This is a genomic window from Nocardioides cavernae, assembly GCF_016907475.1.
GTDB lineage: Bacteria > Actinomycetota > Actinomycetes > Propionibacteriales > Nocardioidaceae > Nocardioides > Nocardioides cavernae.
Genome location: NZ_JAFBCA010000001.1, coordinates 1,314,640 through 1,333,182 on the forward strand (window position 1 = coordinate 1,314,640; position 18,543 = coordinate 1,333,182).

Genomic DNA, 18,543 nt, shown 5'->3' on the forward strand with positions numbered 1-18,543 from the left:
GTCATACGGACCCGCACCCATGGGTGGCGATTCGTATGACGCAGCACCGGAGGCAGCGTCGTCCTCAGATGCAGGCGATCAGCGCAGCCAGGCCGCGGTGTCGCCCGGCAGCTTGCCGCCGTCGACCGGCCCGCTGGCCAGCAGCAGCTCGCCCGCGGGGAGCTCGACCGCGGCCTCGCCGCAGTTGAGCACGACCGTGACGGGGCCGCGTCGGAACGCCATCACGTCGGTGCCGAGGTCGAGCAGCTCGACCTCCTCGCCGGCGGTCCAGGCGAACTCGCGCCGGGCCCCGAGCGCGGCGCGGTAGAACTCGAGCGTCGAGCCCTCGGCCCCGGTCTGGGCGTCGACGGTGAGCGAGGCCCAGTCGGCCGGCTGCGGGATCCACGGCTGGCCGTCGCCCGGCCCGAAGGCGTACGGCGCCTCGCCGCCGCCCCACGGGATCGGGACGCGGCAGCCGTCGCGGCCGACCTCGCCGGTGCGGAGGTACGACGGGTCCTGGCGGTCCTCCGGGGCGACGTCGACCTGCTCGAGGCCGAGCTCCTCGCCCTGGTAGAGGTAGCTGGAGCCGGGGAGCGCGAGCATCGCGAGCGTCGCGGCGCGGCCGCGGGCGAGACCCTTCGCGCCGCCGCCGTAGCGGGTCACATGGCGTACGACGTCGTGGTTGCTGAGCACCCAGGTCGGCGAGGCACCGACCGGCTCGACCGCGGAAAGCGTGTCGGTGATGACGGTCGCGAAGGACTCGGCCGACCAGTCGGCGAGCAGCCAGGCGAAGTTGAACGCCTGGTCGAGCTCGTCGGGTCGCACGAACGCTGCCATCGACTCGGGGGTCTGGGTCCAGGCCTCGGCCACGGCCATCCGGTCCGGGCCCGCCTCGTCCAGGACGCGGTGCCACGCGCGGTAGACGTCGTGGACCTCCGGCTGGTCCCACATGGGCTCGTCCTTGAGGTCGCGCGAGACCATCGAGTGGTCGGTGTTGACCTGGCCGGAGCTGGCCCGGCCGCCCTCGGCGACCACCTGGTCGCGCAGGCTGGCCTCCTTGAACAGGCCGTGCGCCACGTCCACGCGGAACCCGTCGACGCCTCGGTCGAGCCAGAAGCGCAGGACGTCCTCGAACATCGCCGGCACCTCGGGGTTGCGCCAGTCGAGGTCAGGCTGCGTGGAGTCGAAGAGGTGGAGGTACCACTGGCCGTCGTCGACCTGCGTCCACGCCGGGCCGCCGAAGACCGACTCCCAGTTGTTGGGCGGGGTGCCGTCCACGTCGTCCCGGAACAGGTAGCGGCCGCGCTCCGGGCTGCCCGGACCGGCGGCCAGGGCCGCCTGGAACCACTCGTGCTGGTCGGACGTGTGGTTGGGCACCAGGTCGACCACGACGCGCAGGCCGAGCTCGTGGGCGCGCGCGACCAGGTCGTCGGCGTCGGACAGCGAGCCGAAGAGCGGGTCGACGTCGCGGTAGTCGGCGACGTCGTAGCCGTGGTCGTGCTGCGGCGAGGTGTAGAACGGCGTGATCCACAGGGCGTCGACGCCCAGGTCGGCGAGGTGCGGCAGGCGCGAGGTGATGCCCGGCAGGTCGCCGATGCCGTCGCCGTCGCTGTCGGCGAAGCTCCGGACGTAGACCTGGTAGATGACCGCGTTGCGCCACCAGTAGGTCTTTGGATCGTTCAAATCAGCCATGGCCATATCCTCTCAAACCGCCGGCGGGGCCGGTCAATCCGAGGACGGGGCACGGCCGCCGAACAGCGCCGGGTCGACGGCGATCCAGGTGTGCTCGGCAGTGGCCACGACGCGGCCGTCGGCGTCGTACAGCGTCGAGGCGGTGAAGGTCTTGCGCCCGTCCCGGCCGCGGCCCTCGCCGACCACGACGTGCGGCTCGCCGATCACCGGCAGGTCGTCGATGCGCGCGGTCATCCGCCCGAGCACCATGAGCCGCTCCGTCAGGTCGCCCGCCCAGCCGCCGATGCAGTCGAGCGCCGCCCAGGTGACGGCGACCGACGCGCGTGGGTGCTCGTCGACGTAGGTGTGCCAGTCCTCGTGGAGGCTCGGGTGCGGCGTCCAGGGTGCTGCGACGCGCTCGCCGTCGGCGCCCTCGCCGACCGGGCCGGGAAAGATCCGCAGGCCGTCGGCCTCCTCGCGCGCCGTGCCGCACGCGAAGCAGGTGGGGAAGGGGTGGAACGTGTGGCCCGGGTACGACGACGAGGCGGCCGCGGCGGCGTCCGGGTCGACCGGGTCCACCTCGGCGAGCGCCCGGTCGACGCGGTGCGCCGTGGCGATCGGAGCGCCGCCGAACGACGCGGTCGTGACGCCGGCCTCGGCGGTGACGTCGAGCGGGGTGTCGAGCGGCGGCGGCTGGCGCAGCGACACCTCGATCGGCGGCCAGCTGCCGCAGTGGTCGTCCGGCGCGTCGGCGTCGTCGAGGGCGGCCAGCGCGCCGGCGGTCCAGCCACCGTTGCCGGAGTCGGGAGGTCCGCAGAAGCGTCGGGGCACGATGAGCTCGGTCACCGGTTCACTGTCCCACGACGCACATGCGGCTCGCAGTTGCCGGATGGGACACAATGACCACCGTGAGTGACCTGATCGACACCACCGAGATGTACCTCCGCACGATCTACGAGCTCGTGGAGGAGGGCATCGTGCCGCTGCGTGCCCGCATCGCCGAGCGGCTGCACCAGTCGGGCCCGACGGTGTCGCAGACCGTGGCCCGGATGGAGCGCGACGGACTGCTCACCGTGCAGGGCGATCGACACCTCGAGCTCACCGGTGAGGGCCAGCTCCTGGCCACCCGCGTCATGCGCAAGCACCGGCTCGCCGAGAGGCTGCTGACCGACGTCATCGGCCTCGACTGGGAGCTCGTCCACGCCGAGGCGTGCCGCTGGGAGCACGTGATGTCGGAGACCGTCGAGCGCCGGCTCCTCGAGCTGCTCGACCACCCGACCGAGTCGCCCTACGGCAACCCCATCCCGGGGCTCGACGAGCTGGGCGACGTCGGCGGCGAGGACTTCATGGACAACGTCGAGCCGCTCTCGGGCGCCGCGGTCGCGGAGGACCAGCGGGTCCACGTCAAGCGGATCTCCGAGGAGATGCAGAAGGACGAGGAGCTGATGGGCCTGCTCCGCCGCGTCGGCGCGCTCCCCGGCAAGACCGTCACGATCGCCCGCACCGAGGAGGGCATCCTCATCGGGTCCGGCGGCGAGACCGCCGAGCTCGTCGTCGAGGCGGCCGAGCACATCTTCGTCCGGCGCTGAGGTCGCTGAGGTCGTCGAGGTCGTCGTCTCAGTGATCCCCGGCTGACCGGGGATCACTGAACTTGTCGGCCCGTGCACGGCCTGACAAGTTCAGCGAACGCCTGACAAGTCCGGCGAGGAACTCGCTGCACCCCACCTCGAGCTTGTACGACGCCAGCGCGTCGCCGCGGGTCACACCACGGTTCACGATGACGACCGGCGTCCTGCCCTGGGCCGCCCGCTTGACGAACCGCAGCCCGCTCATCACCGTCAGTGACGACCCGGCGACGAGCAGCGCCCCCGACGTGCCGAGCGCCTCGACGGCGGCGTAGCAGCGTGCCACCCGGTCGGGCGGCACGTTCTCGCCGAAGAAGACCACGTCGGGCTTGAGCGGTCCGCCGCACGGGCACCGCGGCACCACGAAGTCGTGGGTGTCGTCGAGGTCGACGTCACCGTCGGGACGCGACTCCACCCAGCCGTGCCGCTCGAGCCAGCCGGGGTTGAGGGCGTCCAGCTCGCGCTCGAGCGCGGCGCGGGAGGACGTCGTACGGCAGGTGAGGCAGACGACCTCGGCCACGCGGCCGTGGAGGGCGACGAGGTGACGTGACCCGGCGGCCTCGTGCAGGCCGTCGACGTTCTGGGTGATGAGGAGCTCGGGGTCGAGGGCGGCGAGGGCCTGGTGACCGGCGTTGGGCTCGGCGCGGCCCATCCGCTGCCACCCGAGGTGGCTGCGCGCCCAGTAGCGCTGCTGCGCCTCAGGCGTGGCGACGAACTCCTGGTAGGTCATCGGCGCACGCGTCGGCGCGCCCGGGCCGCGGTAGTCGGGTATCCCGGAGTCGGTGGACAGCCCGGCGCCGGTGAGCACGACCAGCGGCCGCGAGGCGAGCAGGTCGAGGGCCTCGTCCTCGGCGGAGAGGCGGGCCGTGAGGGTCACGCGTAGCGCGCCTGGGCGCGGGCTCGGGCCTTCGCTGCCTCGACGTCGCGGTTCTTCGGCGGCGCGGCAGTGACGAGGTCGTCGAGCAGGTGCTCGGTGATGTGGGCGATCTCCTTCACCGCGGCGTAGAAGACCTCCTCGTTGGCCTGCGACGGCTTCGTCGTGCCGGCCACCTTGCGCACGTACTGCAGGGCAGCCGCGGTGACCTCGTCACGCGTCGCGGGCGGCTCGAAGTTGTTGAGCGGGCGGATGTTGCGGCACATGGCGTCGAGGGTACGCCGGAATCCTCGCCCGCCGAGGGGGCTCAGAGCGCGAAGAACGTGACGTCCTCGCCCGTCACGAGCGCGACCTTGCCCGAGGCGAGGGGCACGAGGCGTACGTCGGCGACGTCGGTGCCGTGCTCCACCTCGACCATCCGGTTGCTCATCGACCCGTCGGCCAGCGAGAGGACCGAGACCCAGCCCGTGGTGCCGGTCCACCCCTGGCTGACGACGGTGAGGACCGTGCGCTGCTCGGGCAGCCAGGTGAACTGGCGCGGGTCGGTCGCCGCTCCGGCCTGCGTGCCCTCGTCGTAGCGGACGACGTCGAGCTGGCGCGGGTCGGCGAGGTCGGTGACGTCGAAGAGCGCCGCCTGTGCGCCGCGGGTGACGCCGTCGAGCGTGGCGTCCTGGCCCATCCCGATGAGCCGCTGCTCGCCGAGCGGGTGGAGGTACTCGGAGAAGCCGGGGATCTTCAGCTCGCCCACCAGCCGCGGGGCGGTCGGGTCGCTGAGGTCGATCGCGTAGAGCGGGTCGGTCTGGCGGAAGGTGACCACGATCGCGAGGTCGTCGAACCACCGCACGGACTTGATCTCCTCTCCGACGCCGAGCTGGTCGACCCGTCCGTCCTCGACGAGGTCCGAGCCCTCCTCGCGGAGCGTCAGCACCGAGTTGAAGTTGCCGGTCTCGCTGCTCGGCCCGACCGCGACGCGGAGCGAACCGCCCACGGCGTCCATCGACCAGCGGTCCGCGATGCTGCCCTCCACCTCGCCCGAGGCGACGTACGTCGCCTCTGTCCCGTCGAGTCCGAAGGCGAACAGGGGGGTCGTGCCGTCGGTGCCGGGGAAGCCGGTCGGGCGGCAGTTCATGCAGTCGACCCAGCCCCACTGGGGTGCGGACGCGGCGAGGTAGAACCGGTCGGTCGAGAAGTAGGAGATGGCGGAGTCGGTGGCCACCGCGGTGGTCGTGAGCGCGGTCGGCTCGGCGGGGTCGAAGGCCAGCAAGGTGGTGGTGCCCAGGGCCAGGTCGTCGTCCGGGATGGCGACGTCCTCGCAGTCGACGACCGGTGCGCCGTCGACCGTGGGGAGCCAGTCGGCCAGGGTGGTGTCGCGCACGAGCGCGCGGTTGCTCAGCCGCGCCCGCAGCTGGCCGAGGGTCCCGTCGGGGGCGGTGAAGTCGAGCTCGGGCAGACCGTTCTGCAGCACGACACGCACGACGTCGCCGTGCAGGCGCACCGCCGACGCGCGGCCTCGGACCTCGGTCGTGTCGACGACTGCGGGCGAGGTGGGGTCGGCGAGGTCGACCGTGGTGATCGTCGTCGACATCCCGTCCGTCGAGGTTCCGAGGACCACCGCGCGCCCGTCGACGAGGACCATCTCCCCGCCGGGATCGCCGACCCACCCGCTGCTGCCGCGGGCGTCCTCGAGGCGGGTGGAGGACAGCAGGCGCGGCTCGTCGCCCGAGACGTCGTACGCCAGCAGCTCGCCGTCACGCAGCCGTAGCAGCAGGCTGCCGGCCACCTTCACCACGTCGGCCTCGTCGACGCCGGCCTCCTGGACGTTGGTGCCGGACTCGTTGCTGGTGCTGCGGGAGGTCGACACGGTCGACCGGGCGGCCTCCGAGCTCGGAGCGGCCGCGGCACCGGCGTCTTCACTGGTCATGACGTCGTACATGACATCGCCGCCCCAGCCGTAGGGGCCGACCGCTTCGAGCGCCCGGTCGACGTAGGAGGCGAGGAGCTCGTCGCACCCCGCGGCGACCGTGAGGTCGGCGTTGGCGAGGACGATCGGCGGCGAGGCGGGCGGACGACCGCCGTCGGGGTCGTTGCCGAGCGCGTAGCCGACGCCGACGGCTGCGGCGAGGCTGGTGACGACCGTGGCACCAGTGACGAGGTTGCGAACGCGCTGCGCAGTGGGCATGGCGGTGGGACGGGCCCTCCGTGGGCGCGGTTCCGCGTGACACGATGGCGCGATGAGCGACCGCCGCGCCGACAGCCGCCCCGACCGCGACCTGGACCTCGTCCTCTTCGGCGCCACCGGGTTCACCGGCGGGCTCACCGCCGACTACCTCGCCGCCGCCGCGCCGGCCGGGCTGCGCTGGGCGATCGCCGGCCGCAACGCCGACAAGCTCGAGGCCGTACGACGGCGGCTCGCCGAGGCCGGGGCGAGCGACGTCGAGGTGCTGGTCGCCGAGTCGACCGACGCCGCGGCCCTGTCCGACATCGCCCGCCGCGCCCGCGTGGTCGCCACCACGATCGGGCCCTACCTCGAGCACGGCGCCCCGCTGGTCGCCGCCTGCGCGGAGGCCGGCACCGACTACCTCGACCTCACCGGCGAGCCGGAGTTCGTGGACCGGATGTTCCTCGAGCACCACCAGACCGCGGTGCGCACCGGCGCCCGCCTCGTCCACGCCTGCGGCTTCGACTCGATCCCGCACGACCTGGGCGCCTACTACACCGTGCAGCAGCTGCCCGACGACGAGCCGATCACCGTGCGAGGCGTCGTCCGGTCCGGCGGCGCCTTCTCCGGCGGCACCTTCCATTCGGCGATGGAGCAGTTCGCCCGGGCCAAGCAGATGCGCGCGACGTACGCCGCCCGCCGGCGCGCCGAGGCGCGACCCGAGGGACGGTCGTCGCGCGCGGTGCGCGGCAAGCCCCACCGCGACCCGGTGCTCGGCTACTGGCTGCTCCCGCTGCCGACGATCGACCCGATCATCGTGGCCCGCACCGGCGCCGCGCTGGCGTCGTACGGTCCGAAGTTCCGTTACTCCCACTGGGTCGGCACCAAGACCCTGCGCTACGCCGCCGGCGGCGCGGTGGGGGTGGGAGCGCTGACGCTGGCCGCCCAGGTCAAGCCGCTGCGCGAGCTCATCACGTCCAAGGTGCCGAAGGGTTCCGGGCCCGACGACGCCAAGCGCGCGAAGTCGTGGTTCACCGTCGACTTCCTCGGCGAGGCCGGCGAGCGAACGGTCCGTACCCGCGTCTCGGGCGGCGATCCGGGCTACACCGAGACCGCCAAGATGCTCAGCGAGGCCGCGCTGTGCCTCGCCCTCGACGACAACCCCGACGCGGCGGGCCAGGTCACGCCGGCCCAGGCCATGGGCGATGCGTTGCTCGAACGGTTGCAGAAAGCCGGGATCCGGTTCGAGACGCTCGCCGGCTGACCCTCTGCCGGATGATGGGGTGATGACGGTCGAACGGCACCCGACGGCTGCTGACGTCGTGCGCGCCCACCTGGCCGAGAACGTCGCGAGGTTGCACGAGGAGGAGGCACGAGTCCGTTCGGGGGAGACGAGCGGCGTCCACAAGATGCGCATCGCCGCACGACGCCTTCGAACGTCGCTCCGGACGTGTCAGCCGCTGTTCGAGCAGAGCACCGACGCCCTCAGCGACGAGCTGCGCTGGCTCGGTCGCGCGCTGAGCGTCGCCCGCGACGCCCAGGTGCTTCGGGAGCGACTCCGAGACCTCGTGTCGGCCCAACCGCCGGACCTGGTGATGGGCCCGGTGGACGTCCTGATCGACGACGAGCTCAGCGCCGCCGAGCAGCGCGGGCGCGCACACGCGCTCGTGGTGTTGGGGGACTCGCGGTACCGCCGCCTGCTGGACGACCTCGACGCCCTCGTGCGCGACCTCCCGATGACGGGGGAGGGAGCCAGGCCTGCGGGCGACGTGTTCCCCGGCCTGCTCCGCCGCGACACCAAGCGGCTGCGTCGCGCGGTCCGGGCCGCTCGGGAGGTCGAGTCCGGCGAGGCGCACGATGCGGCACTGCACAACGCGCGCAAGAAGGCGAAGCGGCTGCGGTACGCCGCCGAGCTGGCGGTCCCGGCCCTGGGAGAGCCGGCGGAGAAGCTGGCCTCTGCCGCCGAGGAGGTGCAGGAGGCACTGGGGGAGCACCAGGACACGGTGATGTCGCGGAGGTTCCTGCGCGAGCTAGGGGCACGCACGCACCTCGACGGGATGAACGGGTTCACCCTCGGCCGGCTGCACGTGATCGAGGAGGCTCGTGCCGCAGCGGCGACCGAGGACTTCGAGCACGCGTGGGCCCACGTGGAGGCCTGCAGGATCCGGACACGCAGGGCCAGCTAGTCCCGGAGGAGGCTGGTCGCGCGGTGCTGGTGCCCCAGGCAAGAGTCGAACTTGCGACCTTTCGCTTAGGAGGCGGCTGCTCTATCCACTGAGCTACTGGGGCGGCGCTGCGGCACCCGAGGTGGCGCGGCGGGAAGCATCCTGCCACGACGTCGTACGCCCTCGGGCATCAGCAGGGTGCCTGGCCCGGCGTGGCCGCCGCTCGGCGGGAGCGGAAATCTTGTCGCGGTGAAGTAGGTTCAGTCCGGTCAGCCCCTCCCCACCCCAACGAAGGTGAGCCCGTGTCGGACGAGCCGCGCCCTGAGCCGTCCGACGGCGCACCCAAACGCCGCGGGAAGGTGGCCCGCAAGCACACCGTCGGCCGCGTGGTCCTGATCAGCGCGCTCGTGCTCGCACTCATCACCGGGCTGGGCACCGTCTACTTCATCCGCCACCTCAACGGCAACATCGAGGGGCTCTCCCTGGACGCGCTCGGCGACGACGAGCGTCCCGAGAAGGTCTACACCGGCAACGGCGAGCCGCTCAACATCCTGGTGATGGGCTCCGACTCGCGCGACTGCGAGGGCTGCGGCATCGACAAGGAGGGCGGCGGCGGCTCCGACACCACCATCCTCGTGCACCTGTCCGCGGACCGCAGCCGGGCGTACGCCGTCTCGATCCCGCGTGACTCGATCATCGACCGACCCGAGTGCAACGCCGGCGACTCCGCCGCTGCGACCGACGTGATGTGGAACGCCGCCTACGGCGTGGGCGGCCCCGTCTGCACGCTCGACCAGCTCGAGTTCAACACCGACATCTACGTCGACCACTTCATCGTCGTGGACTTCGCCAGCTTCGGCGACATGGTCGACGCCGTCGGCGGCGTCCCGGTCTGCGTGCCCGAGGACATCGTCGACCGCGAGCACCAGATCTTCGTCCCCAAGGGCAATCCGTCGGTCCTCTCGGGCGACGAGGCCCTCGACTACGTCCGCGCGCGCTACGTGGGCGAGCAGCTCCAGCAGAACGACATCTCCCGGATCCGACGCCAGCAGGAGTTCATCGGCGCCCTCGTCCGCGAGGTGCAGTCGGCGGGCACGCTGACCCGGCTCGACAAGGTCGTGAAGTTCCTCGACGCGGCCACCAAGTCGCTGACCACCGACGAGGAGTTCGCCTCGGTCACCCGCCTCGGCAAGGTGGCGATGCAGCTGCAGAACATCGGCCTCGACAAGGTCAAGTTCGTCACGCTGCCGACCGAGTACTACCCGCGCGACTCCGAGTTCTGGGGCAAGGTCTACTGGACGCCGGAGGCGGAGGAGATCTGGAAGCTGGTCAACGAGGACAAGGTGATCCCGCCGCGGCTGCTCGGTGGCAACTCGGTGAGCGCCGAAGGCCCGCCCGGATCCTCCGAGACGCCGTCGCCGAGCGCCGACGGAGAGAGCCCGTCGGAGACCCCGTCCGAGACTCCCTCCGAGACCCCGTCCGAGACTCCGTCGGAGACCCCGTCCGAGACGGCCAGCGAGACCGCCACTCCCGAGGCGCCCGCGACCACCGAGCCCGACCCCGTCCCGGGCATCTGCGCCTGACCAGTCCCGTGGATCCTGACACCCCGGTCGAGCCGGACGCCGAGGCTGACTCGACGTCCGACTCGACGCCCGACTCGTCGCCCGCCGAGGCGGCGGCGCCGGACGGGCCGGACGAGCGCGAGCCGGAGTGGAAGCGCCGCCGCCGACTGGCGGCGGTGTTCGGTGACAGCGGTCCCGACCAGACGAGCGACGACCGCGACCCGGGTGAGGACCGCTCGGGCAAGGGCGACGACTGGTACCGCGACCAGGTGCCGCCCCACCACGGCTGACCAGCCTCCGCCGAGCGGTGTCCCAGCCACCTTCGTACGCCGCGGAATGTGGCCCAGCGACCGCTCAGCAGGACGCGTCATCGGCGGGACGACGAACGGCCCGCCCCCGGTCGGGGACGGGCCGCACGAAGTCCTGCCGGACGAAGGTCAGACGGCCCCGCCGCGGGCGCGGAGCAGGTCGCGGATCTCCTCGAGGAGGGCGACGTCGGGCGCCGCACCGGCCTCCTCGGTCGGGTAGAAGCGCTCGCGGGCCTTGGTGTAGGGCACCACGATGAAGAAGTAGACGACCGCGCCCATGATGAGGAACGCGATCAGGGCGTTGAGGAAGGCGCCGAAGCTGCCCGTCTCGTCACTGAAGAAGTCCTCGGTGTTCGGCAGCAGGCCGGTGAGCCACGCGGTGAACGTGGTGACGACCGCCGCGAAGGCAAGCGCCATGATCAGGCCGGTGGCGATCTCGATCAGGTTGCCCTTGAGGACGAATGCCTTGAAGCCGCTCATGCTGGATCTCCTCTGGTGGGGCCCCGAGAGGCCGCGACGGTGAACGCACCTCACGCTAGCGGTTCCACGACACCGTGAGGTATCGCGTCAGCGCTGCACCGGCCAGCGTGACCGCCTCCTCGGCGCTCGCCCCGACCACGACCAGCGCACCACCGGTCCCGCCCGCGGGCCCGTCGGGCACGCCGGTCGGGGTGGCGAGAATGGTGACGTCGCGCGCCACGAGGGCCGCCTCGCCGGTGCCCGGGTCGGTGGCGAGGAGGTCGACCTCGTCGCCCGGGCGCAGCAGGGCGGCCATGCCGGCGTCGGGAAGCCGCACCGGCACGATCGTCTCTCCGGGCTGGGCGAGTGCCAGACCCGGCCCGACGAGGCGTACGTCGGTCACCACCTCGCCGCGGCCGATTGCCGCGGCCAGCACCCGCCCGGCCGGGGCTGCCGCGGCCCGGCCCGGGACGAGGTCGGCCGGCCAGTCGCGGGGGACGAGGTCGTCCTCCGCCAGGAGCGAGCCGGAGGGCAGGTCGCGCGCGGCGACCAGCACCTCGACGGTCTCGGCCGGGGGCGGCGCCAGGGTGCGCAGCGCGCCGAGGGCGGCGACGGCGGTGAGCGCGGCGGCGATCAGGCGACGGCGACGCCGCAGCTGGTGTCGTACGGCGCGCAGCCGGCGCCTGGCCGGCGGGAGTCCCGGGAACATGCGTTGACGCTAGGCCGGGGCGACGACGCCCGCTCGGCCTCTCCACAGGGGGTCTGGTGACGGCCGCTGCGCGACCTCCTCGACCAGCGGCGGGGCGGTCGGTCAGTCCGAGGAGGACGAGCTGGAGGACGACCCCGACGACGAGCTCGAGGAGGACGAGCCGGAGGACGGGCTCGACGAGCTGGTCGACGGGGTCGAGGACGACGAGGAGCTGGAGCCGGTGGACGACGAAGCCGGCGTCGAGGAGCCGGAGTCCGAGCGGCTGTCGGTGCGGTAGAAGCCCGAGCCCTTGAACACCACGCCCACGGCGTTGAAGAGCTTGCGCAGCCGGCCGTCGCACTCCGGGCAGACGGTCAGGGCGTCCTCGCTGAAGCTCTGGAACTGCTCGAACGAGTGGCCGCACTCGGTGCAGGCGTACTGGTAGGTCGGCATGTGGGTCCTCTGGCAGCGACGGTGGTGCGGGATCGGCCGGGCCGGCGCGACGCGCTGGCACTCGGGCCCTTCGACTGCCAATGGTACGGCACAATGGTCGAGCGATGACCGAGCCTGCCGACACCCCCGACTCCACCCCCGACTCCACCCCCGCGACCGAGCAGACCACCGAGCCCGCCAGCGACTCCGGTCGCGGCTCGCGCTGGCAGGCCTTCAAGCGTGCGCCCCGGGCGGTGCGATGGACGGCCTGGACGGCGCTGGGCCTCGTGGTGCTGCTCCTGGTGCTCGCCGCGGCGGCCGTGGTCGTCGTACGCCGGCCGCTGCCGCAGACCGACGGCGAGATCGAGGTCCCCGGCCTGTCGGCGAGCGTCGAGGTGGTCCGCGACGAGCAGGGCATCGCGCAGGTCTACGCCGACACCGACGCCGACCTGATGTTCGCGCAGGGCTTCGTGCACGCGCAGGAACGCTTCTTCGAGATGGACTTCCGCCGCCACGTGACCGCGGGTCGGCTCTCGGAGATCTTCGGTTCCGACACCCTCGAGACCGACCGCTTCATCCGCACGATGGGCTGGCGCCGCGTCGCCGAGCGCGAGTGGGCGCTGCTGGAGCCGGCGACGCGTGACGCGCTGACGGCGTACGCCGCCGGGGTCAACGCCTACATCGCCGACCGCAGCCCGTCGCAGCTGGCGGCTGAGTACAGCGTGCTGGGGCTCACCGGCCTCGACTACTCCCCGGCGGAGTGGGACCCGATCGACTCGCTCGCCTGGCTCAAGGCGATGGCGTGGGACCTGCGCGGCAACATGGACGCCGAGGTCGACCGGGTGCTGCTCTCGCTCGACCACACCGAGGACGAGATCGCCTCGCTGTGGCCCGCCTACCCCTTCGACGAGCACCCGCCGATCGTCAGCGGCGGCGGGGTCGTCGACGGGGTCTTCGAGCAGAACGCCTCGGGCAACGCGACCCGCAACCCCCGCCGGCCGGCGTACGCCCCGGGTGTCGTCGCCGCCCTCGAGCGGGTGCGCGACCGGCTCGACGCGATGCCCGAGCTGATCGGCAAGGGCCGCGGGATCGGCAGCAACTCGTGGGTCGTCGACGGGGAGCACAGCGCGACCGGCAAGCCGATCCTGGCCAACGACCCCCACCTCGGCATCAGCCAGCCCGGCATCTGGATGCAGATGGGTCTGCACTGCCGCGCGCGGACGGCCGACTGCACGCTCGACACGTCGGGCTTCACGTTCTCCGGGGTGCCGGGCGTCATCATCGGCCACAACGCCGACATCGCGTGGGGGATGACCAACCTCGGCCCCGACGTCACCGACCTCTTCCTCGAGCAGACCGAGGGCGACGACCGCTACGTCCGCGACGGCGCGACCGAGGCGATGGAGGTGCACACCGAGACGATCAAGGTGCGCGGCGGGGACGACGTCGAGATGCGCGTGCGCGAGACGGTCCACGGGCCGCTGATCAGCGACGTCTCGACGGAGTTCGCGACCGTCGGCGCCAACGCACCCACCGATGAGCCGGGCGAGCGGGGGAGCGGGTACGCCGTCGCGCTGGCATGGACCGCCCTCGAGCCGGCGCCGACCGCCGACGCGATCCTCGCCCTCAACCGCGCCTCGGACTGGGACTCGTTCCGTGCGGCCGCCGCCGACTTCTCGGTGCCTGCGCAGAACCTCGTCTACGCCGACCGGGAGGGCCACATCGGCTACCAGTCGCCCGGCCGGATCCCGATCCGCCGGGCCGGCAACGACGGCACCATGCCGGTGGAGGGCTGGGTCAGCGCCAACGACTGGACCGGCGAGTACATCCCCTTCGACGGGCTGCCGGGCGTGCTGGACCCGGAGGAGGGCTTCATCGCGACGGCCAACCAGGCCGTCATCGACGAGCGCTACCCCTACCTCCTCACCAAGGACTGGGACTACGGCTACCGCTCGACGCGCATCCGCGAGGTGCTCGAGAGCGAGGGCGAGCTGTCCGTCTCGGAGATGGCCGGGCTCCAGCTCGACTCCACCAACCCGATGGCCGAGACGCTGGTGCCCTACCTCCTCGACGTCGAGGCGCTGCCGTCCCCCTACTACCGCAACGCCCAGAACCTGCTGCGCGACTGGGACTTCTCCTCGCCGGTCGACAGTCCGGCCGCCGCCTACTTCAACGTCGTGTGGCGCACGATCCTCGACAAGACCTTCCACGACGAGCTGCGGCAGCGCACCTGGCCCGACGGCGGCGACCGGTGGTTCCGCGTGGTCAGCCAGCTGCTGTCGGAGCCCGCCGGGCCGTGGTGGGACGACGTACGCACCGACGACACGGTGGAGACCCGTGACGACATCCTGCGGGCCTCGCTCATCGACGCCCGCGACGAGATGACGCGCCGTCAGTCCCGCGACCCGCGCCTGTGGGAGTGGGGGCACCTGCACCGCATGAACCTCCGCAACCCCACGCTCGGCGAGTCGGGCGTCGCGCCGGTCGAGCGCCTCTTCAACCGCAACGACTGGGAGGTGGGCGGCGGCTCGTCCATCGTCGACGCCACGTCGTGGAACGCCGTCGAGGGCTTCGAGGTCACCGCCGCACCGTCGATGCGGATGGTCGTCTCGCTCGCCGACTGGGACGACTCGCGGTGGATCAACCTCACCGGCGTCTCCGGGCACCCGGCCTCGTCGCACTTCTCCGACCAGACCGAGCTCTACGTCGACGGCGAGACGCTGCCCTGGGCCTTCACCCGTGGCGCCGTCCAGGCGGCGGCCGAGGACACCCTGGTGCTCACGCCTGCGGAGTGAGTCCCACCCGTCCCGGGAGTCACCGGATATCCGGTGACTTTCACACTTTGCACCCAAGATCCCGGGTGCAAAGTGTGAGTCTCACCGGATATCCGGTGACTCCAGCAGGGCCCTGACCCCGTGCGACGTCAGGGCGAAGCCGACCCGCACGTCGTGGGGCTCGGCGGGCACGGCGAGGCCGACCTCGTCGTCGTACAGCACCACGGCGACGGGGGTGCCGGGGGAGACGCGGGGCAGGGCGCGGTCGTAGCACCCGCCGCCCTGGCCGAGCCGCGCTCCGGACAGCGAGACCCCGGTGCCCGGCACGAGGACGACGTCGGCCTGCGCGATCGCCTCGCGCCCGAGTCGTGGCGCGGTCGGCTCGAGGAGGCCGCGCACCGCGGGGGCGAGGCCCTCCCGACCGGTGTACTCGGCCCAGTCGAGGTCGAGCCCCGGCAGCACCACCGGCAGCAGCACCCGCTTGCCGGCTGCGGCGAGCACGTCGAGCAGGAGGCCGGTGCCGGGCTCGCTGCCGACCGAGACGTACGCCGCGACGGTGGCGGCGGACCGGACCGGCTCCCACGCCAGCGCCGCGTCGGCGACGGACGCCGCGAACCCGCCGGCGGCCTCGAGCGGGCGCCGCTTGCGGGCAGCCAGCACCTGGTCGCGCAGTGCGGTCTTGGCCGCCGAGTGTCCTGGTCCCACACCGGCAGCCTACGATCGAAGCATGGCAAGCAAGGGCAACCCGCAGGGCCTCGCGCTCGCGCGCGAGAAGATGCGCCAGGCCGGCGTGGACGACGTCGCGATCGACACGTTCGCGCACTACTACCGGCTCCTCGAGCACGGTGAGACCGGCATGATCGCCGAGGGCTCGATCGAGCCCCTCGACATGGAGTCGCTGGCCGACGTCGAGGTCGCCGAGGGCGACGCCGCCGAGGCCGTCCGCAAGACCGCGGTCATCAAGCTCAACGGCGGCCTCGGCACGTCGATGGGCATGGAGCGAGCGAAGTCGCTGCTGTGCGTGCGCCGCGGCCTGAGCTTCCTCGACATCATCGCCCGGCAGGTGCTGCACCTCCGCAAGGAGTACGACGCCACGCTGCCGCTGCTGTTCATGAACTCCTTCCGCACCTCGTCCGACACCATGGCCGCGCTCGCGCGCTACGAGGACCTTCCGGTCGAGGGCCTGCCGCTGGAGTTCCTGCAGAACAAGGAGCCCAAGCTCCTCGCCGCCGACCTGATGCCCGCGGCCTACCCGAAGCAGCCCGACCTCGAGTGGTGCCCGCCCGGCCACGGCGACATCTACACCGCGCTGCGCGGCACCGGCCTGCTGGCGCGGCTGCTCGACGCCGGCTACCGCTACGTCTTCGTCTCCAACTCCGACAACCTCGGCGCGGTGCCCGACGCGCGGGTGGCCGGCTGGTTCGCCCAGAGCGGGGCGCCGTTCGCCATCGAGGCCGTGCGTCGTACGCCCTCGGACCGCAAGGGCGGCCACTTCGCCCGCCGGAAGGCCGACGGCCGCATCGTGCTGCGCGAGTCCGCGCAGACGCTCGACGCCGACAAGGACGCGCTGGCCGACCTCACCCGCCACAAGTACTGCTCGACCAACAACCTGTGGTTCGACCTGCAGGCGATGGTCGACGCGCTCGACGCCCGCGGCGGCATCCTCGGCCTGCCGCTGATCAAGAACGTCAAGCACCTCGACCCGGCCGACAGCTCGACGCCCGAGGTCATCCAGATCGAGACGGCGATGGGCGCCGCGATCGAGGTGTTCGAGGGCGCGCTCACGATCGAGGTCGGCCGCGACCGCTTCGTCCCCGTGAAGACGACCGACGACCTGCTCGTGCTGCGCTCCGACGTCTACGACCTCGGCCGCGACTTCGTGCTCGACCAGACGGGCGACGAGGTGCCGTTCGTGTCGCTGGACGGCGACTTCTACAAGCTGGTCGGTGACTTCGACAAGCGCTTCCCCGAGGGCGCCCCGTCGCTGCGGGAGGCCGAGTCGTTCACCGTCGAGGGCGACTGGACCTTCGGCAAGGGCGTGCGCGTCGTGGGCGACGTCGCGCTCGGGGCCTCCTCCGCCCAGCGCATCGAGGGCGGCACCGTCCTGAGCGAGCCGGACCCGGCCCAGGGCACCGATGGCTGACCTGCTGCCCGTTGCCGACTACGTCGAGCGCATCCTCGCCACGGTCTCCCCGCTGCCGGCCTTCCCGCAGCCCCTGATGGAGGCCCTCGGGCTCGCCCTGGCCGAGGACGTGGTCGCACCGATCTCGCTGCCGAGCTTCGACAACTCCGCGATGGACGGCTACGCCGTGGTCGCCGAGGACGTCGCCGGCGCGAGCGAGGACGCCCCGGTCACCCTCCCTGTCGTCGGTGAGATCGGTGCCGGCCAGTCCTCGATCCTGGCCCTGTCGCCGGGCACCGCGGTCAAGATCATGACCGGCGCCCCAGTGCCGGCCGGCGCGACGACGGTCGTGCCCTACGAGTGGACCGACCGCGGCGTCGCCAACGTGCGGATCGGCCGCGCCGCCACGCCCGGCCAGCACATCCGGCCGACCGGCGACGACATCACCGAGGGCGACATGCTGCTGGAGGAGGGCACGGTCCTGGGGCCGCGCCACCTCGGCATGCTCGCCGCCGTGGGTCGCGCGACCGTCCGCACCCGGCCCCGCCCGCGCGTCGTCGTCATCTCCACCGGCTCCGAGCTCCGCGACCCCGGTACGCCGCTGGGCCGCGACTCGATCTACGACGGCAACTCCTACCTCCTGGCCGCCGCCGCCCGCGCGGCCGGTGCGATCGCCTACCGCGTCGGCATCGTTCCCGACGAGACGCACGCCTTCTCCGAGGCGCTGAGCGACCAGCTCGTCCGTGCCGACATCGTCGTCACGAGCGGCGGCGTGAGCGAGGGCGACTTCGACGTCGTCAAGGAGTCGTTGTCGCACCACGGCTCGATGTGGTTCGGCGGCGTCGGCATGCAGCCCGGCAAGCCGCAGGGCTTCGGCACCGTCGGCGAGGACGACACTCCGGTCTTCACCCTCCCCGGCAACCCGGTCTCGTCCTACGTCTCGTTCGAGATGTTCGTGCTGCCCGCGATCCGCCGGATGATGGGCAAGCTGCCCTACGCCCGGCCCGCCGGGCGCGCCCGGCTCACCCACGGCCTGTCGTCGCCGGAGGGCAAGGTGCAGCTCGTCCGCGGCCACTACGAGACCGACCGTGGCGGCACCTTCGTGTCGCCCGTCGGCGGTCACGGCTCGCACCTCATCGGCGACCTCGCTGCGGCCAACTGCCTCATCGAGGTGCCCGCCGACACGACCGCGATCCCGGCCGGCGAGATGGTCGCCATCCGCAAGCTCGACGAGGAGTTCTGATGGGGGACCAGCAGGGTCGGCTGACCCACGTGGACGAGCACGGTGCCGCTCGCATGGTCGACGTGGGTGACAAGCCCGTCACGACCCGTACGGCGTCCGCCACCGGCCGCGTGCTCGTCAGTCCGGCCGTGATCGAGCTGCTGCGCGGCGAGGGCGTGCCCAAGGGCGACGCGCTGGCGGTGGCCCGCATCGCCGGGATCATGGGTGCCAAGCAGACGCCCGCGTTGATCCCGCTGTGCCACCCGCTGGCGATCTCCGGCGTGACCGTCGACCTCGAGGTCACCGACGAGTCCGTCGACATCACCGCGACCGTCCGCACCACCGACCGCACCGGCGTCGAGATGGAGGCGCTGACCGCCGTCTCGGTGGCCGCGCTGACCGTCGTCGACATGGTCAAGGCGGTCGACAAGGCCGCGACCATCACCGACATCCAGGTCGAGAGCAAGAGCGGCGGTCGCTCGGGCCCCTGGAAGCGGTGACACC

18 protein-coding genes and 1 tRNA gene are annotated in these 18,543 nt (G+C 72.4%); 9 read left to right on the forward strand and 10 right to left on the reverse strand.

Translation table 11 applies throughout. The features are described 5' to 3' along the window. Positions 1–78 precede the first annotated feature (78 nt). Entirely contained in the window at positions 79–1,677 is a 1,599-nt protein-coding gene (locus JOD65_RS06130; protein ID WP_443678554.1) for a glycoside hydrolase family 13 protein, read from the reverse strand. Positions 1,678–1,704: 27 nt separating this feature from the next. Continuing rightward, a complete protein-coding gene (locus JOD65_RS06135; protein ID WP_191193264.1) occupies positions 1,705–2,496 on the reverse strand; it encodes a hotdog family protein in 792 nt (263 codons plus the stop codon). A gap of 62 nt (positions 2,497–2,558) precedes the next feature. Here JOD65_RS06135 and JOD65_RS06140 point away from each other — a divergent pair, with 62 nt between their 5' ends. Continuing rightward, positions 2,559–3,239, forward strand: a complete 681-nt coding sequence (locus JOD65_RS06140; protein ID WP_191193263.1) for an iron-dependent transcriptional repressor DtxR — start codon at positions 2,559–2,561, stop codon at positions 3,237–3,239. A 28-nt stretch (positions 3,240–3,267) separates the two neighbouring features. Here the strand turns inward: JOD65_RS06140 and JOD65_RS06145 are convergent, their stop codons facing one another. Genes JOD65_RS06145 through JOD65_RS06155 form a run of 3 tightly spaced genes read right to left on the reverse strand, consistent with a single transcriptional unit; the run spans position 3,268 to position 6,328 of the window. Further along, a complete protein-coding gene (locus JOD65_RS06145) occupies positions 3,268–4,152 on the reverse strand; it encodes a Sir2 family NAD-dependent protein deacetylase (protein ID WP_191193262.1) in 885 nt (294 codons plus the stop codon). Further along, positions 4,149–4,415, reverse strand: a complete 267-nt coding sequence (locus JOD65_RS06150; protein ID WP_191193261.1) for a DUF2277 domain-containing protein — start codon at positions 4,413–4,415, stop codon at positions 4,149–4,151. Before JOD65_RS06150 ends, JOD65_RS06145 begins: the two co-directional genes overlap by 4 nt. A 41-nt stretch (positions 4,416–4,456) precedes the next feature. Beyond that, on the reverse strand, positions 4,457–6,328 hold the full coding sequence (locus tag JOD65_RS06155; protein ID WP_191193260.1) for a beta-propeller domain-containing protein: 1,872 nt from the start codon (positions 6,326–6,328) through the stop codon (positions 4,457–4,459). A gap of 52 nt (positions 6,329–6,380) precedes the next feature. Here JOD65_RS06155 and JOD65_RS06160 point away from each other — a divergent pair, with 52 nt between their 5' ends. Further along, positions 6,381–7,571, forward strand: coding sequence for a saccharopine dehydrogenase family protein (locus tag JOD65_RS06160; RefSeq protein ID WP_191193259.1), 1,191 nt, complete (start codon positions 6,381–6,383; stop codon positions 7,569–7,571). A 22-nt stretch (positions 7,572–7,593) separates the two neighbouring features. Next, positions 7,594–8,493 carry a CHAD domain-containing protein gene (locus JOD65_RS06165; protein ID WP_191193258.1) on the forward strand — a complete coding sequence of 300 codons (900 nt, stop codon included), beginning with the start codon at positions 7,594–7,596 and terminating at the stop codon, positions 8,491–8,493. Positions 8,494–8,520: 27 nt separating this feature from the next. Here JOD65_RS06165 and JOD65_RS06170 read toward each other — a convergent pair. Next, positions 8,521–8,596 (reverse strand) — tRNA-Arg (locus JOD65_RS06170). Between the two features lie 178 nt (positions 8,597–8,774). Here JOD65_RS06170 and JOD65_RS06175 point away from each other — a divergent pair. Both JOD65_RS06175 and JOD65_RS06180 read left to right on the forward strand, forming a co-directional pair. Next, positions 8,775–10,055 carry an LCP family glycopolymer transferase gene (locus JOD65_RS06175; RefSeq protein WP_191193257.1) on the forward strand — a complete coding sequence of 427 codons (1,281 nt, stop codon included), beginning with the start codon at positions 8,775–8,777 and terminating at the stop codon, positions 10,053–10,055. An 8-nt stretch (positions 10,056–10,063) separates the two neighbouring features. Then, positions 10,064–10,324, forward strand: coding sequence for a hypothetical protein (locus JOD65_RS06180; RefSeq protein ID WP_191195529.1), 261 nt, complete (start codon positions 10,064–10,066; stop codon positions 10,322–10,324). Positions 10,325–10,471: 147 nt separating this feature from the next. On the opposite strand, the gene JOD65_RS06185 is transcribed toward JOD65_RS06180, so the two are convergent. The 3 genes from JOD65_RS06185 to JOD65_RS06195 all read right to left on the reverse strand — a co-directional run bounded on the left by JOD65_RS06185 (position 10,472) and on the right by JOD65_RS06195 (position 11,942). Then, the gene (locus tag JOD65_RS06185; RefSeq protein ID WP_191193256.1) at positions 10,472–10,822 is read right to left on the reverse strand and encodes an MscL family protein; all 351 of its coding nucleotides are present in this window, start codon (positions 10,820–10,822) and stop codon (positions 10,472–10,474) included. Between the two features lie 55 nt (positions 10,823–10,877). Then, complete coding sequence (locus tag JOD65_RS06190) at positions 10,878–11,510, reverse strand: SAF domain-containing protein (protein WP_191193255.1); 633 nt, start codon at positions 11,508–11,510, stop codon at positions 10,878–10,880. Between the two features lie 102 nt (positions 11,511–11,612). Further along, the gene (locus JOD65_RS06195; RefSeq protein ID WP_191193254.1) at positions 11,613–11,942 is read right to left on the reverse strand and encodes an FmdB family zinc ribbon protein; all 330 of its coding nucleotides are present in this window, start codon (positions 11,940–11,942) and stop codon (positions 11,613–11,615) included. Between the two features lie 104 nt (positions 11,943–12,046). Between JOD65_RS06195 and JOD65_RS06200 the strand changes: the two genes are divergently transcribed. Then, complete coding sequence (locus tag JOD65_RS06200; protein ID WP_191193253.1) at positions 12,047–14,716, forward strand: penicillin acylase family protein; 2,670 nt, start codon at positions 12,047–12,049, stop codon at positions 14,714–14,716. 81 nt (positions 14,717–14,797) lie between these two features. Here JOD65_RS06200 and JOD65_RS06205 read toward each other — a convergent pair whose 3' ends face one another. Beyond that, the gene (locus tag JOD65_RS06205; protein ID WP_191193252.1) at positions 14,798–15,400 is read right to left on the reverse strand and encodes a 5-formyltetrahydrofolate cyclo-ligase; all 603 of its coding nucleotides are present in this window, start codon (positions 15,398–15,400) and stop codon (positions 14,798–14,800) included. Positions 15,401–15,422: 22 nt separating this feature from the next. On the opposite strand from JOD65_RS06205, the gene JOD65_RS06210 reads away from it, so the two are divergent. From JOD65_RS06210 to moaC, 3 genes are read left to right on the forward strand one after another with little or no spacing between them, the layout of a single operon-like run. Then, complete coding sequence (locus tag JOD65_RS06210) at positions 15,423–16,838, forward strand: UTP--glucose-1-phosphate uridylyltransferase (RefSeq protein ID WP_191193251.1); 1,416 nt, start codon at positions 15,423–15,425, stop codon at positions 16,836–16,838. After that, a complete protein-coding gene (gene glp, locus JOD65_RS06215) occupies positions 16,831–18,060 on the forward strand; it encodes a molybdotransferase-like divisome protein Glp (RefSeq protein ID WP_191193250.1) in 1,230 nt (409 codons plus the stop codon). The genes JOD65_RS06210 and glp overlap by 8 nt, the downstream gene beginning before the upstream one ends. Continuing rightward, the gene (gene moaC / locus JOD65_RS06220) at positions 18,060–18,539 is read left to right on the forward strand and encodes a cyclic pyranopterin monophosphate synthase MoaC (RefSeq protein ID WP_191193249.1); all 480 of its coding nucleotides are present in this window, start codon (positions 18,060–18,062) and stop codon (positions 18,537–18,539) included. Before glp ends, moaC begins: the two co-directional genes overlap by 1 nt. The last annotated feature ends 4 nt before the right edge of the window (positions 18,540–18,543 follow it).

Excerpts from the sequence above, each read along its gene's own strand:
- JOD65_RS06130 (WP_443678554.1), bottom strand. The coding sequence starts at position 1,677 with ATGGCCATGGCTGATTTGAACGATCCAAAGACCTACTGGTGGCGCAAC.
- JOD65_RS06150 (WP_191193261.1), bottom strand. The coding sequence starts at position 4,415 with ATGTGCCGCAACATCCGCCCGCTCAACAACTTCGAGCCGCCCGCGACG.
- JOD65_RS06155 (WP_191193260.1), bottom strand. The coding sequence starts at position 6,328 with ATGCCCACTGCGCAGCGCGTTCGCAACCTCGTCACTGGTGCCACGGTC.
- JOD65_RS06160 (WP_191193259.1), top strand. The coding sequence starts at position 6,381 with ATGAGCGACCGCCGCGCCGACAGCCGCCCCGACCGCGACCTGGACCTC.
- JOD65_RS06165 (WP_191193258.1), top strand. The coding sequence starts at position 7,594 with ATGACGGTCGAACGGCACCCGACGGCTGCTGACGTCGTGCGCGCCCAC.
- JOD65_RS06185 (WP_191193256.1), bottom strand. The coding sequence starts at position 10,822 with ATGAGCGGCTTCAAGGCATTCGTCCTCAAGGGCAACCTGATCGAGATC.
- JOD65_RS06190 (WP_191193255.1), bottom strand. The coding sequence starts at position 11,510 with ATGTTCCCGGGACTCCCGCCGGCCAGGCGCCGGCTGCGCGCCGTACGA.
- JOD65_RS06195 (WP_191193254.1), bottom strand. The coding sequence starts at position 11,942 with ATGCCGACCTACCAGTACGCCTGCACCGAGTGCGGCCACTCGTTCGAG.
- JOD65_RS06200 (WP_191193253.1), top strand. The coding sequence starts at position 12,047 with ATGACCGAGCCTGCCGACACCCCCGACTCCACCCCCGACTCCACCCCC.
- JOD65_RS06210 (WP_191193251.1), top strand. The coding sequence starts at position 15,423 with ATGGCAAGCAAGGGCAACCCGCAGGGCCTCGCGCTCGCGCGCGAGAAG.
- glp (WP_191193250.1), top strand. The coding sequence starts at position 16,831 with ATGGCTGACCTGCTGCCCGTTGCCGACTACGTCGAGCGCATCCTCGCC.
- moaC (WP_191193249.1), top strand. The coding sequence starts at position 18,060 with ATGGGGGACCAGCAGGGTCGGCTGACCCACGTGGACGAGCACGGTGCC.